Annotated in this window: 13 protein-coding genes; 1 reads left to right on the top strand and 12 read right to left on the bottom strand. The window is 45.5% G+C overall.

What is annotated here, in order from left to right:
• Positions 1-12 precede the first annotated feature (12 nt).
• Together ACQYAD_RS02795 and ACQYAD_RS02790 are read right to left on the bottom strand one after the other, a co-directional pair.
• Positions 13-1,065, bottom strand: a complete 1,053-nt coding sequence (locus ACQYAD_RS02795) for a DUF3048 domain-containing protein (protein WP_430235297.1) — start codon at positions 1,063-1,065, stop codon at positions 13-15.
• A gap of 66 nt (positions 1,066-1,131) precedes the next feature.
• Positions 1,132-2,877 (bottom strand): adenine deaminase C-terminal domain-containing protein, encoded by a 1,746-nt coding sequence (locus tag ACQYAD_RS02790; protein ID WP_430235294.1) that lies wholly within the window; start codon positions 2,875-2,877, stop codon positions 1,132-1,134.
• Positions 2,878-3,133: 256 nt separating this feature from the next.
• Between ACQYAD_RS02790 and ACQYAD_RS02785 the strand changes: the two genes are divergently transcribed.
• On the top strand, positions 3,134-3,415 hold the full coding sequence (locus ACQYAD_RS02785) for a YgaP family membrane protein (RefSeq protein WP_430235292.1): 282 nt from the start codon (positions 3,134-3,136) through the stop codon (positions 3,413-3,415).
• Between the two features lie 159 nt (positions 3,416-3,574).
• Here ACQYAD_RS02785 and purD read toward each other — a convergent pair whose 3' ends face one another.
• The 10 genes from purD to purB form a co-directional block, all read right to left on the bottom strand.
• Positions 3,575-4,852 carry a phosphoribosylamine--glycine ligase gene (gene purD, locus ACQYAD_RS02780; RefSeq protein WP_430235289.1) on the bottom strand — a complete coding sequence of 426 codons (1,278 nt, stop codon included), beginning with the start codon at positions 4,850-4,852 and terminating at the stop codon, positions 3,575-3,577.
• Positions 4,853-4,886: 34 nt separating this feature from the next.
• The gene (gene purH, locus ACQYAD_RS02775; RefSeq protein ID WP_430235287.1) at positions 4,887-6,425 is read right to left on the bottom strand and encodes a bifunctional phosphoribosylaminoimidazolecarboxamide formyltransferase/IMP cyclohydrolase; all 1,539 of its coding nucleotides are present in this window, start codon (positions 6,423-6,425) and stop codon (positions 4,887-4,889) included.
• A complete protein-coding gene (gene purN / locus ACQYAD_RS02770) occupies positions 6,400-7,011 on the bottom strand; it encodes a phosphoribosylglycinamide formyltransferase (protein ID WP_430235284.1) in 612 nt (203 codons plus the stop codon). Before purN ends, purH begins: the two co-directional genes overlap by 26 nt.
• Entirely contained in the window at positions 7,008-8,033 is a 1,026-nt protein-coding gene (gene purM / locus ACQYAD_RS02765; protein ID WP_430235282.1) for a phosphoribosylformylglycinamidine cyclo-ligase, read from the bottom strand. Before purM ends, purN begins: the two co-directional genes overlap by 4 nt.
• Positions 8,034-8,313: 280 nt before the next feature.
• Entirely contained in the window at positions 8,314-9,726 is a 1,413-nt protein-coding gene (gene purF, locus ACQYAD_RS02760; protein WP_430235279.1) for an amidophosphoribosyltransferase, read from the bottom strand.
• Positions 9,711-11,927, bottom strand: a complete 2,217-nt coding sequence (gene purL / locus ACQYAD_RS02755) for a phosphoribosylformylglycinamidine synthase subunit PurL (RefSeq protein WP_430235277.1) — start codon at positions 11,925-11,927, stop codon at positions 9,711-9,713. The genes purF and purL overlap by 16 nt, the downstream gene beginning before the upstream one ends.
• The gene (gene purQ / locus ACQYAD_RS02750; protein WP_430235275.1) at positions 11,911-12,597 is read right to left on the bottom strand and encodes a phosphoribosylformylglycinamidine synthase subunit PurQ; all 687 of its coding nucleotides are present in this window, start codon (positions 12,595-12,597) and stop codon (positions 11,911-11,913) included. The genes purL and purQ overlap by 17 nt, the downstream gene beginning before the upstream one ends.
• Positions 12,594-12,848 carry a phosphoribosylformylglycinamidine synthase subunit PurS gene (purS, locus tag ACQYAD_RS02745; protein ID WP_430235273.1) on the bottom strand — a complete coding sequence of 85 codons (255 nt, stop codon included), beginning with the start codon at positions 12,846-12,848 and terminating at the stop codon, positions 12,594-12,596. The genes purQ and purS overlap by 4 nt, the downstream gene beginning before the upstream one ends.
• Positions 12,841-13,554: a phosphoribosylaminoimidazolesuccinocarboxamide synthase gene (gene purC / locus ACQYAD_RS02740; RefSeq protein ID WP_430235271.1), complete on the bottom strand. Its 714-nt coding sequence runs from the start codon at positions 13,552-13,554 to the stop codon at positions 12,841-12,843. Before purC ends, purS begins: the two co-directional genes overlap by 8 nt.
• 58 nt (positions 13,555-13,612) lie before the next feature.
• A complete protein-coding gene (gene purB, locus ACQYAD_RS02735; protein ID WP_430235268.1) occupies positions 13,613-14,911 on the bottom strand; it encodes an adenylosuccinate lyase in 1,299 nt (432 codons plus the stop codon).
• Positions 14,912-14,959 lie beyond the last annotated feature (48 nt).

Here is a 14,959-nt window from a genome sequence, read left to right as displayed (position 1 = left end):
TACCCCTTTAAATCATTTATTTTCAGTAAAAGAAACACTTTTTTGCAAGCCCGGTGTTGCAGGCACTACGTTTACCCATGTTTTCCCTTGCACAAAGGGAACTTCTTTGCCATTTTTAACCGGAATGATTCGACCATTGCTGTTTTTCCACTCGACCAGGTTTACCTTCCCTTTTTGCAGCAAGTAGCCATTGCCTCCGGACTGCAAGTCAATTTTCCGATGCCCGACAGAATCGACCGTTTGATGCACAGCTTCAATTATAAAAACATTGTCAAGTAGCACGGGCTCTTTTGTATCAAGGTCAACCGTTTGTTCCCCGCCGGAAAACCGTTTGTACTTTCCAAGCTGCGCGTCATACTGATAAACGGCTTTAAACTGGTTGTTCGAAAAATAGGAAACGGTTGCAGACAATGCTGGATCGCCTTGAATCTTTTTGCTTTCCCCTTCGCTTAAAAATGTAAACGCCGGTGGGGATTTAGCCATTGAATAATTTTTCTCCTTCACACCTTTTAAGATATTTTTATAGGTGATATAGGAATTATGGGGTGCTTTGCGGAAACTCGCTCGTTGAAACAAGGTTCCATCATAAACCATCCCATTCAGGTTATCAACGTAGCCGCTATCAAGCATTTCTTTTGCTTCAGGGCTGTATCCATGGGCAATATACAACGCATCCAACCCTTTCGCCAGCTCAACAAAATACCCTCTTGCACTGCGGATCGGTCCAAACTTATCAGGCATTTCACTTTGATAGACCGCCAGGAAACGCGTAATGTCTCCTTCTGCAAGCAATTCATAGACAATATCTGCTTTCTGTAAACCCGACTGCGGCCTTGCCTTTGGGTGATTGTTGATCATAACAGCAATTGCCCTGCCATCTGTCTTCTTTTCGGAACCTTTCCCTGTCAGCGGATAATAGTACGGAAATGCATCGGATGCACCCGATTTCTTCTCTGCCTTTACGGCTTGTTTTTGCTGTTTTACCGGCTCTTTATTCTGACTTGTTTGGCTGCAGGCTGACAGCAGCAAAATGGCAGAAAAAGCAGCAATCACCCATTTCTTCATCCTCTACACTCCTAAAATTTCCCCATATGTTTACCGCAAAAAAACCACTTTCTATCCTTTTACATTTTAACGCATTATTGATGGAAAGAGTACTGTTTTATTCATGACATCATACATTCCTTGCTGGGTAATCCGAATATACGGCAAGTGAGTCGATGAAAAAAACAATAAGCTGTATAGCGGATCTAAAAACGGATAGCCGCGTTTTTTCAGTTCGGCAAGCAGTTGGTCTTCCTCCTCCATCAGCTTTTCCACGGAAAGATCTGACATAATTCCCCCAAGCGGCAGTGGCATTTCAGTAACAATTTTTCCGCCTTCTGCCATCACAATGCCCCCGCCAAGTTCTTTCATTCTGTTAAAAGCAGCCAGCATATCCTGCTTGTTTTTCCCAATCAAAATGATATCACCAGTACTGGAAAAGGAACTTGCCAGTCCGGCAAGGCTGTTGGCAAATCCTTTTACAAGCGTGTTGATCCGCCATTTTCCATTGCGGTCGAGCAACGTAAAAAAGCATTCATCATGATCGCTCGACAGCTCATCTGTCAACACTTCAATCGAGATGGAGTACGGCTTGGTAATCACGGAATTCTCCATTTTGATCCCAAAAGGCATCGAATATTGTAAATCATCCAAGGACAAATTCCAATCCATTGTAAGCGGCTTTAAACCATAATCGCTCCAAGGCAAAGGGGTAAATGCGTCTTGCAGCTGGTGGTCGCGTTTCACCCACTTGCCTTTTGCAAGCACTGATTTCGGTGACGGGTTCTCCTTCGTTTCTAAAAAGTTAAGATTGGCAACCCGGCCAGTTGCAATGCTTCCATGCAAATGCTCGATATTGTAGTAACGGGCAACATTGATCGTTGCCATATTGTAGGCATCTATTAATGGTATCTCTTTTTCAATCGCCATTTTGATCAATCGATCAATTATGCCTTCCCTGTAAAAAGTGGCAGGTGAACCATCTGTCGTGAACATGAGACGGTCATAACACCCAAGACCCATCTTTTTAATCTCATCAAGCAATACTGGTAAATCCGGACGAATGGAAGAGTGGCGCAATGTCACCATGAAACCTTGCTGCAGACGGTTGCAGACTTCTTGCCCCGTCATTGCTTCATGATCGCAATCCGCACCAAGCAGCATCATTTTTGCCAATGTTTTTTCGGATGCCCCCGGAAAATGACCTTCAATTTTTTTCCGCATTCGTTTTGCTTCTTGAATCCAATGGAGCATTAAATCATCCCCGGCCAGCAATTTTGGCCAACCGGTTAACTCCCCGCCTTGGAGAACGGCATCATGTTCAAGCCATGATTTAATATTGCTGTGGGAAAAAATTTCATCCTCGTTTAAAATTTCCGATTGTGCATCAAACCGGCTCCACCAAAACATTGTCGCTGGAATGCTACGAAGTTCCCTCAGCAGTGAAAACGCTTCCGTTTTTTTCAAATGTAAAATTAGTGCCATATTATCATTGATTAGGGTCGTTGTCCCTGTTTGAGCTGCATAAGCAGCAAACGAATGGGGATTATATAATTGAAACGGATGAGCATGGGGCTCAATATAACCGGGAACGAGAATTTCGTTGGTACAGTCGATTACTTCGCAACTGTCATTTATCCTTGCAGGCAGCTCTTCGCCAACATAGACAATGCGGTCTTGATAGATCCAAATATTTCCCCGCATCCATTGGCGAAAAGCCTGATTTAAATAAAGCGCATTTTTTAACAAAATGGTTGGTGACGTTTTCCCTTCCACAACCGCTACATGTTCTCGCAGCTGTCTGTTTTTCCAGCGGTAGCGCTGTTCCAGCATCGATATCTCCTCCCTTTTACCTTTCGCCGAATTATTCTGTGAAAATTTATTCTTTTCTGAATTTTTATTGGTAACCCGGCTGCTTTTAAAGCCGACGTATTCATTTTATGAAGAAACCATTTTTCTAGTACTGATTCATAATTTGGAAAAGAAAGCACTTACAAAATGAATTAATTTTATACTACCATAATTGTCCGTTTAACGCACTAAAGAATCATGAATAAATTTCGAATATTTGTGAAGGAGTGAACATTTAATGAATGTAAAACCAAATATCACTATTTTAAATGCCCTTATTCGGATTACGATTGGCTTAACGATTGTCGCCTGGGGAACGGCAAAGCTTGTCAAATGGCCTTGGAGAGAATCGTATCTCCTTGCCATTTTGCTTGGAGCGATGAAAGTTGGGGAAGGAATCGTCCGCTATTGTCCTGCCACTGATTTGTATAAAAAATCAACCACAAACGGGCAAACCGCTTCAAGAGATAGTATGGAAGGCTTGGATCAAGACGAAGTGCTGCCCTATAATCCAACATAAAAAATGGGTGTGTAGGCGGAATTCTGCAGTTTGAAGGCGGAAAAATAAATTTCTAGGCGGAATTCCATAGGTTGTCGGCGGAAAAAATAATTCTGCAGCAAGCCACGGTAACAAAATAATTAAGGCTGGTCAGCATGCAGAACTGACCAGCCTTATTTTTTAGGAAGAAAAATGCTTAAATGCTTTTGCGCCAATATCCTTTCGATAAAACACACCGCTTGACGTTAATTTTTCCTCAAGCTCTCGGTAGACCTTCCTGCTCGCCTCTTCAAGCGTTTCTCCCTTGGCTCCGACAAGCAGAACCCGGCCGCCTGCGGTTGCAAATTCGCCATTTTCCTTTTGAACCGTTCCAGCATGAAAAACAAACACTTTTTCACGATCTAAATCAGCTAAGCCTGTTAAAACATGTCCTTTTTCATACTGTTCTGGGTACCCTTTGGCCGCAATGACGACGCCAATCATCGCTTGCTCGTCCCAAACCAACTCCGGTGTTTTTCCGTCAAGCACTTCGAGCATAACCGCCGCCAGATCGGATGATAATCTTGGCAAAATCACTTCTGTTTCCGGATCGCCAAAACGGGCATTAAATTCAATCACTTTCGGGCCATTCTCAGTTTTAATTAAACCGGCATACAGTACACCGCAAAAACTTCTTCCTTCTTGTACGAGCGCTAGCGCCGCCGGCTTCAGAATGGTTTCGATCGCAATTTGCACGGTTTCATCACCGATATGCGGAACCGGTGAATAAGCGCCCATTCCGCCTGTGTTCGGACCTAAATCACCATCAAAAGCGCGCTTGTGGTCTTGGACAATTTCAAGTGGAATCACTTTTTCACCGTTCACAAAGGCCATTAATGAAAATTCTTCGCCGCTTAAAAATTCTTCAATCACCACTTGGCTAGACGCGTCGCCAAATTTTTGGCCAACCAGCATTTCTTCAAGGCTTTGCAATGCTTCCTCAAGGGTGAGCGCAACGGTTACCCCTTTGCCAGCGGCAAGCCCGTCCGCTTTGATCACGATCGGTGCTCCCTTTTCTTTCACATAGTGGCAAGCCTCTTCATAGGATGTGAACACTGCATAATCAGCCGTCGGGATTTGATATTTTTTCATTAATTCTTTTGCAAAAGATTTACTTGCTTCAATTTCCGCCGCCGCTTGAGTGGGCCCGAATACTTTCAAATCGGCAGCAAGGAACTTGTCAGCAAGCCCGGCCTGAAGCGGGATTTCCGGTCCGATAACCGTTAAGCCCACTTGCTGTTCCTTCGCAAACTGAACGAGCTGTTCATGATCGTTTTCATCAAGCTGGATGCATGTGGCCACATCCGCCATCCCGTCATTGCCAGGGGCGGCGAAAACAGTTTCAACCATTGAGCTATCCTTTAGTTTCCGGCAAATGGCATGCTCTCTGCCGCCGCGTCCAATCACTAATACATTCACTTGATTCGCTCCCATTCATAAAAATAAGTTCTTATTAATGTTTAAAATGGCGGACACCTGTGAACACCATGGCAATTCCGTATTCATCCGCTTTTTTGATCGAATCCTCGTCACGAATTGATCCGCCTGGCTGGATAATCGCGGTGATTCCTGCTTTTGCGGCTGCTTCGACGGTATCATCCATTGGGAAAAATGCATCGGATGCAAGTCCGGCTCCTTGGGCTTTTTCTCCAGCCTGTTTCAAAGCAATTTCTGCTGAACCAACCCGGTTCATTTGCCCAGCACCGATTCCTAATGTCATATCCTTGCTTGCAACAACAATTGCATTGGATTTAACATGTTTAACAATTTTCCAGCCGAGCTTTAATGCTTCCCATTCTTCGTCGGTTGGCTGCCGTTTGGTTGGAATCGTGATTTCTGCATTTTCCAATGTATAACGATCCTGGTCTTGAACAAGCAGTCCGCCTTCGATTGTCACCATCTTCGCTTCCGGTTTGTTCACTTGATCAAACGGTACGGTTAAGAGCCGGAGATTCTTTTTCTTTGTTAAAATTTCCAATGCTTCTTGTGAATAAGAAGGGGCAATAACAATTTCTAAGAAAATTTCATGAAGTTTTGCCGCTGTTTCGGCATCGACTTCGCGGTTAAAGGCAATAATCCCGCCAAAAATTGAAATAGGATCTGCCGCAAACGCTTTTGTAAATGCTTCATACGCAGTCACACCAACACCTACGCCGCAAGGGTTCATATGCTTAACGGCAACTGCGGCTGGCTCTGTAAATTCTTTGACAATTTGCAGGGCGGCGTCCGCATCATTAATATTATTGTAGGATAATTCTTTACCATGCAGCTGATTGGCAGCAGCAATCGAAAACGATGAACCAAGAGGTTTTTTATAAAATGCCGCTTGTTGGTGAGGGTTTTCGCCGTAGCGGAGCTGTTGTTTCAATTCGTATGTTACGGTTAGTTTTTCCGGTGTTTCTTCGTTGGCAAGCTCTGTCATATATTGAGCAATTAACGCATCATATGCTGCTGTATGACGGAAAACCTTGGCTGCCAGTTTCCTTCTTGTTTCAAGCGTCGTGATTCCCTCTGCTTTTAGTTCGGTTACGACTGTTTCATAATCAGCCGGGTCGACTACTACCGTCACGTATTGATGATTTTTAGCTGAGGCGCGCAGCATTGTCGGACCGCCGATATCAATATTTTCGATCGCATCTGCCACGGTCACATCCGGTTTTTCAATCGTTTGCTGGAATGGATACAAATTGACGACGACGAGCTGAATCGGCGCGATTTTGTGCTCTTCCAGTTGCTTTTGATGTTCGGGATCATCTTGCTTTGCGAGCAGCCCGCCGTGAATGTACGGATTTAACGTTTTCACGCGTCCTTCCAAAATTTCCGGAAATCCGGTTACATCACTGACACTCATGACCGGAATCCCTTCGTTTTGCAGCGCCTTTTTCGTACCGCCGGTTGAAATAAGTTCAAAACCAAGGCTGACGAGTTCTTTTGCAAAATTGGTAATTCCGGTTTTATCCGATACACTAATTAACGCTCTCTTTTTTGCCATAAGTCATTTCCCCTTGTGTGAGTAATTTTTGTAAAACAGCTGGGTATAGTCGATGCTCAACCGCGTGAATTTTTGCCTGCAAGCTTTCCAGTGTTTCATTTTCCTCAATGTCGACCCGCTTCTGGGCGATGATCGGACCCGTATCCATTCCTTCATCAACAAAATGGACGGTTACACCTGTTTCGCTCACGCCTGCTGTCAGCGCCTGTCCGATTGCATCCTTGCCCGGGAATGCCGGCAACAATGATGGGTGAATATTGACAATCCGCCCCTCGTATTCATTTAATAATGTCGATCCAATTAAGCGCATATAGCCCGCAAGGACAATAAAATCAACATCAGCGGATTTCAGGTGCGCGATCATTTCTTTTTCAAAAGCTTCTTTACTGGCATACGCTTTTGCCTCAAAAACAAAACGGGGAATCCCCGCATTGTTCGCTCGTTCAATGGCATAGGCACCCGGTTTGTCACAAACAAGTAAGGACAATTCTGCATCTAGTTCTCCGGAATATACCGCGTCGACAATCGCTTGGAAGTTGCTTCCGTTTCCCGAGGCAAATACAGCAAGTTTTTTATTTTTTTTCACAAAATTTCAATTCCTTCCCGATCTGTCACAACACCAAGCTCATATGCCGTTTCGCCCATTTCGTTAAACTGCTTTACTAGCGCTTCAGCATCTTCTTTGGCAACGGCAATGACCATGCCCACTCCCATATTAAACACATTGTACATTTCTTGATGGCTGATTTGACCAAGTGACGAGAGCAAGGAAAATACGGGCGGCACTGTCCAATTTTTTTCTGTAAGGGAGGCGCCGAGACCTTCCGGTAGCATTCTTGGAATATTTTCGATAAAACCGCCGCCAGTGATATGGGCCATTCCTTTTAAATGGAAGCTTTTCATTGCCTGTAAAATGGGCTTCACGTAAATTTTCGTCGGCTTTAGCAATTCTTCACCAAGGGTACAGCCAAGTTCATCAAGATAATCAGTTAATGCCCATTTGGCATCTTGCAAAAATATTTTTCGAACGAGCGAATAGCCATTGCTATGAATACCGCTTGAGGCAAGCCCGATCAAGACATCGCCCGGCTGAATGCTTTCACCTGTAATGAGCTCGGATTTTTCGCAAGCGCCAACAGCAAATCCAGCGAGATCGTATTCGTTTGGATCGTACAGCCCTGGCATTTCCGCTGTTTCCCCGCCGACAAGGGCACATCCCGCCAGTTGGCAACCTTCTGCCACTCCTTTGACAATCGCTTCAATTTTTTCTGGAGCGGCTGCCCCGCAAGCAATATAATCAAGGAAGTATAGCGGTTCTGCTCCCTGGACAACGATATCATTGACACACATGGCCACGGCGTCGATCCCGATCGTGTCATGCTGGTCCATCATGAAGGCTAGCATCAGTTTTGTTCCAACCCCGTCTGTTCCGGAAACAAGCACTGGTTCTTTTAAATTTAACACAGAAAGATCAAACATTCCGCCAAATCCGCCTAAACCGCCCAGAACTCCGGCTCTGGATGTTTTTTGCACATGTTTTTTCATGCGCGTTACGGCTTCATAGCCCGCTTCAATATTTACGCCTGCTTGCTTATACGCGTTTGACATGGAAACCCTCCAATTTTTTCTAAAAAATCCGCTAGGTTTAGAGCTTGACTCCGCGAAAGTTGACGTGCATTCCGCCACTTTTCGTCCTGACTCCGCGGAAGTTGACGTGCATTCCGCCACTTTTCGTCCTGATTCCGCGAGTTTAGGCGACCATTCCGCGACTTTCACAATTGATTCCGCCGCTGTCACAATTTGTTCGTCTACTTATTAAGCGTCTTCCCCTTCAATGTTGGGATGACTTTGACTTTGATGGCAAGTCACCTTAAGCGTCTTCCCCCAATTATTTCTGATAATAGTATTGCAATGTATCCGGATAAATTTCCGTCGGGTACTTTCCTGTAAAACAGCCAAGGCAATAGCCGGATGTCTCGCCATGATCCTGTTTGCCGATTGCTTCAAGCATCCCTTCGACGCTTAAAAATGTCAATGAATCGGCGCCGATCAGCTGGCGGATTTCTTCCACCGATTTGTCCGATGCAATCAATTCTTCTTTTGTCGAGGTGTCAATCCCGTAAAAACATGGATTTTTGATTGGCGGTGAGCTGATCACAACATGAACCTCCAGCGCCCCGGCATCCTTCAGCATGTTGACAATCCTTCTGCTTGTCGTACCCCGGACAATTGAATCGTCGACCATAATGACCCGTTTTCCTTCTACTACACCGCGCACTGGTGACAGTTTCATTTTAACGCCTTGCTCCCGTAACGATTGCGAAGGCTGAATAAACGTCCGGCCGACATAGCGGTTTTTAATCAGTCCCATTTCATATGGGATGCCGGACGCCTCTGCATAGCCAATCGCCGCCGAAATGCTTGAATCGGGAACACCTGTGACAACGTCTGCTTCAATCGGCGCTTCGATTGCAAGCCGTTTCCCCAAATTTTTCCGTGCCGTATGAACATTAATACCATTGATATCACTGTCGGGTCTTGAAAAATAAATGTATTCCATCATGCAGATCGCTTTCGTCGTGCTGACCACAAAGCGCTCAGATGTCAGTCCATCCTTATTGATAATCAGCAATTCGCCAGGCAGAACATCACGAATATAGTCAGCCCCGACCACGTCAAACGCACATGTTTCTGACGCAACGACATAGGCATCGCCGATCATTCCAAGTGAAAGCGGTCTTAACCCATGCGGATCAAGAGCGACCATTAATTCCGTTTCCGTCATAATCAAGTAAGCATAGGCACCCTTCAGCATTGTAAGCGCGTTTTTTGCTTGATCCTTTAGCTGATGATAGCCGCTGCGCTTCATTAAATGAGCAAGTACTTCCGTATCCGAGCTTGTTTGAAAAATGCTTCCTTGCCCTTCAAGCTGATGCTTTAACGAGTTGGCGTTGACCAGATTTCCATTATGGGCGAGTGCAAGGCTGCCCGTTTGTGAATGGAACAAGAGCGGCTGAACATTTTCATAACCGCCGCCGCCCGCTGTCGCATAGCGGACATGCCCAATCGCCGCATCTCCGACTAAATCTTTCATAATATCCGCTGTGAAGACTTCGGTTACAAGCCCTTCGCCTTTTGCACCTTTCAGTGTTTTTCCGTCTGAAACGACAATCCCTGTTCCTTCCTGACCGCGATGCTGAAGACTATGAAGACCGTAATAGGTAATTTGGGCAGCATCAGGGTGCCCCCAGATGCCAAACACCCCGCACTCTTCGTTCAACCCTTTTATTTCAGCAAGCATGGGATAGCCCCTTTCCAAGCATCTTTTAATTCAGAAACAGCTGCTTCGACAACTGCCGTACCATTGTTGACAATCCGAAGCATGGCTGAATCCGCAACTTCCCCGATTAACCTAGCATCCACAATCGTTTCAAATTCAGCTTGATTCTCTTTTTTCACCGACAGCAGGAATCGGGACTGCGTTTCACTAAATAGAGCCGTAACCGCTTCGCCGTCGATTTCAACATTGGCGCCAAGCCATTCATTGGCGAACAGACATTCAGCAAGCGCAACCGCAAGACCGCCTTCAGAAACATCATGTGCTGACTGAACAAGACCGGCACGAATCGCTGCCAATACTTGTGCTTGTCTTTCTTTCTCCACTTCGACATTCAATGCAGGAGATTTCCCGAAAATCCGTCCATTTAACAGCTTTTGCAACTCGCTGCCGCCAAACTCAGGGGTTGTTTCGCCAATTAAATAAATCAAATCGCCGCTCTCTTTAAACTGCTGGGTCGTTATATGGTTAAGGTCGGCAACCAATCCGACCATTCCAACAACCGGTGTTGGATAGACTGCCGTTCCGCTCGTTTCATTGTATAAGGAGACATTTCCGCCAATTACCGGTGTGTTCAATACCCGGCAGGCTTCACTCATGCCGTCAGCTGCTTTTTCAATTTGCCAGAACACTTCCGGTTTTTCCGGATTTCCGAAATTTAAATTATCCGTGATTGCGAGCGGCTCTGCACCGGAGCAAACAATGTTTCTTGCTGCTTCGGCAACGGCAATTTTCCCGCCGGTTTCAGGATCCAAATACACGTAGCGCGAATTGCAATCGGTCGTCATCGCCAATGCTTTGCGTGTACCGCGTATGCGGACAACGGCAGCATCCGATCCGGGTGAAACGACTGTATTGGTTCGAACCATGTAGTCGTACTGCTGGTAAACCCACTCTTTGCTGGCAATCGTCGGTTGAGCAAGAAGCTGGATCAACGTTTGCTTGTAATCATCCACTTGTGGTACAGTATCTTCCATCGTTTGGAATTCGCGGAAATACTCCGGCTCCTGTGAAGGCTTATGATATACAGGGGCATCAGCTGCCAGTGCATCGGCCGGAACATCTGCAACAATCTCGCCTTTATGGTACAGCCGGAGCATTTTATCATCGGTCACTTTGCCAATCGCTACAGCTTCCAAATCATACTTTGCAAAAAGATCAACAATTTCCTGTTCCCTTCCTTGTTTAACAACAATCAGCATCCGCTCCTGGGATTCGGAAAGCATCATCTCATATGGCGTCATTCCCGTTTCACGCTGCGGCACAAGATCCAAATTCATTTCGATCCCCATGCCCGCTTTGCTTGCCATTTCAGAAGAGGAGCTGATCAGCCCAGCTGCTCCCATATCCTGGATTCCAACAAGCGAATCAACGTGCACGAGTTCTAGGCATGCCTCAAGCAACAGTTTCTCCATAAACGGATCGCCTACTTGCACAGCCGGACGCTTCTCATCGGACTGCTCCGTTAATTCTTCAGAAGCAAAGGTTGCTCCATGAATCCCGTCGCGGCCTGTTTTTGCCCCAACATACATCACCGTATTGCCTGCACCATGGGCCTGCCCTTTTTGAATATCTTTATGATCAATTAAGCCAACACACATTGCATTTACCAGCGGGTTCCCTTCATAGGAAGCATCAAATTGCACCTCGCCGCCAACAGTTGGAATCCCGATGCAGTTTCCATAGCCGGCAATGCCTGCGACAACCTCTTTAAAAAGATAGCGAACCCGCGCTGAATCCAACTCGCCAAAACGAAGCGAATTTAGCATGGCGATCGGTCTGGCACCCATTGAAAAAACATCGCGAATAATACCGCCCACACCCGTTGCTGCGCCTTGATACGGCTCAATCGCCGATGGGTGGTTATGGCTTTCGATTTTAAACACAACCGCCTGTTCATCGCCGATATCGACAATCCCCGCACCTTCACCCGGGCCTTGGAGTACCCGCTCGCCTGTTGTTGGGAACTTTTTTAACACCGGCTTCGAGTTTTTATAGCTGCAATGTTCAGACCACATAACGGAGAATAGGCCTGTTTCGGTGTAATTCGGTGTGCGCCCAAGAATCTTTTCAATCATCGCAAATTCACTGTCGGTCAAACCCATCTGTGCGTAAATCTTGTCTGTCTTAATTTCCTGTGGACTTGGTTCATGCTTTAACAACATTTGCTTCCCTCCAATGTTTTACAATCGATTGAAACAGTTTCAAGCCATCCGCTCCGCCAAGAAGCTGATCAACCGCCCGCTCCGGATGCGGCATCATTCCGAGCACATTGCCGTTTTTATTTGTAATTCCCGCGATATTTGCCAGGCTCCCATTCGGATTTTCCCCATGGTAGGTAAAAACAATTTGCTTGTTTGCCTGCAGTTCTTCAAGCGTCTCCTGATCGCAATAATAATTACCTTCCCCGTGGGCAACGGGAATAGTAATCGTTTCGCCTTCTACATACTCTCCCGTAAACATTGTCCGGCTGTGTTCCACCTTTAGTTCAACCGGCTTGCAAATAAACGATAGGCTGTCATTTCGTCTCATTGCTCCCGGAAGCAACCCGGCTTCAAGCAAAATTTGAAATCCGTTGCAGACACCAAGAACCGGTTTACCAGCTTCTGCTGCTTTGACAACTTCCTTCATGACCTTGCTGAAACGGGCAATGGCACCACAGCGCAAATAGTCACCATACGAAAATCCCCCCGGCAGCAAAATCCCGTCGTATTCATCCAAGCTCTCTGCGTCATGCCATACATATTCCACTTCTTCGCCGAGCTCGTCTTTGATTGCATGATACATATCGACATCACAATTGGATCCTGGGAAGACAATGACCGCAAACTTCACTGGGGAACAACCTCCTCTACTTCATAACGGTAGTCTTCAATGACCGGATTGGCCAACAGCTTACTGCAAATTTCATTGATCACATCATCGAGATCCCGCTCCGACTTTTCAATCGTCAGCTCCATATATTTTCCGATTCTGACTTCGGCTACTTCACCATAGTTCAATGTGTGCAGCGAATGTTTCACTGCTGTCCCTTGCGGATCCAAAACGCTCTCTCTTAACGTGACATACACCTTTACTTTATACATGCTGTTTTCCTCCCAGTCTCGCTAAAATTTGTTCGTATGCATCGGTTAAACTTCCCAAGTCGCGGCGAAATACATCTTTATCGAGCTTTTCATTTGTATTCGCATCCCAGAGGCGGCAAGTGTCCGGAGAAATCTCGTCCGCTAACAAAATTTCACCCTCGCTGTCTTTGCCAAACTCCAGTTTAAAGTCGATTAAGCGAATTCCAAGCCCGGCAAAAAAGCTTGATAAAACGGTATTCACTTCCAATGCCTTTTCTTTTAAAATAGCAATTTCCTCTTCAGTTGCAATTTTCAATTCATGAATATGGTCAATCGTTAACAGCGGATCACCCAACACATCATTTTTATAATAAAATTCGACCAACGGCTGTGATAATGGCTTCCCTTCTTCGATTCCCAATCGTTTCGCAAGGCTTCCGGCAGCAACATTTCGTACAACTGTTTCAAGTGGAATGATCGCTACCTTTTTAACCAGTTGTTCCGTTTCAGATATTTTTTCAATAAAATGTGATTGAATTCCATGTTCTTTTAGTTTTAAAAAAAGTAAACTTGTAATCTCATTATTTAAATGCCCTTTACCGGCAATCTCTGCTTTTTTCACTCCATTAAATGCTGTTGCTGAATTTTTATACTCAACCCGCACGATTGTTTCATCATCTGTGCGATAAATTCTTTTCGCTTTGCCTTCGTACAAAAGTTCATTCATCGGAATAGCCTCCTGGATTTTCAATATTGGGAATTTTCCATTACCAAGAAGGGTATGACTACCCTTCCAGACCTAACCGTTCAAAAATCATATCGACATGTTTTAGATGATAATTGTAATCGAAGCAATCGGCAATTTCTTCCGGTGTTAAAAGCGATGTGATTTTTTCCTCCGCTTCAATCAAGCCGCGGAACGGAACTTGCTTCTCCCATGCTTCCATTGTCTTTGGCTGAACCGTATCATACGCCTCTTCACGCGAAAGACCTTTATCAATCAATGCTAAGAGGACGCGTTGGGAGTAAATTAGCCCAAGGGTCCGATCCATATTGCGTTTCATGTTTTCCGGATACACCGTCAAATTCTTAATGATGTTTCCAAAGCGGTTTAGCATATAATTCAAACCGATTGTTGCGTCCGGTAAAATAATCCGTTCTGCCGACGAATGGGAAATATCCCGCTCATGCCATAATGGCACATTTTCATACGCCGTTACCATGTAGCCGCGGAGCACCCGTGCAATCCCTGTCATGTTTTCTGAACCAATCGGATTTCGTTTATGTGGCATCGCCGAAGATCCTTTTTGCCCCTTTGCAAAAAACTCTTCCACTTCCCGCGTTTCGCTTTTCTGTAATCCGCGCACTTCCACTGCAAATTTTTCAATCGATGTCGCAATTAGAGCCAGCGTTGATACGTACTGAGCATGGCGGTCGCGCTGCAATGTCTGCGTTGAAATTGGCGCGCTTTGCAGTCCCAACTTTTCACAAACATATTTTTCAACAAACGGATCGATATTCGCATACGTGCCAACAGCCCCGGAGATTTTGCCAAACTCAATTCCCTTTGCAGCCTGTTTGAATCGTTCAAGATTGCGCTTCATCTCTTCATACCAAAGCGCGAGCTTCAGGCCGAACGTTGTCGGTTCAGCATGAACTCCGTGAGTGCGTCCCATCATCACAGTGTACTTATGCTCAATCGCTTTGGTTTTTAAAATTTCAATGAAATTCTCAATATCTTTTAGCAAAATGGCATTGGCCTGTTTCAGCATATAGGAAAGGGCGGTATCAACAACATCGGTTGATGTTAAGCCGTAATGAACCCATTTCCGCTCTTCGCCAAGCGTTTCAGAAACAGCGCGCGTGAATGCGACAACATCGTGCCTTGTATCTTCTTCGATTTCCTTAATCCGATCGATGTTAAACGATGCATTCGCACGAATCTTTTCAACGTCTTCTTTCGGAATCTCGCCCAGTACGGACCATGCTTCACAGGCAAGTATCTCCACCTCAAGCCATGCTTTAAATCGGTTTTCTTCTGTCCAAATGGCACCCATTTCCGGACGGGTATAACGATCAATCATCTTTTAGCCCCCTAAATCATGTTTTGCATTGCTTTCCCGGCATTAATC

The organism is Neobacillus sp. SM06 (assembly GCF_050496765.1).
In the GTDB taxonomy this organism is placed as follows: domain Bacteria; phylum Bacillota; class Bacilli; order Bacillales; family Cytobacillaceae; genus JAEVLT01.
Note: the sequence above shows the minus strand (reverse complement) of the source record. Positions and strands in the feature narration are given on the sequence as shown.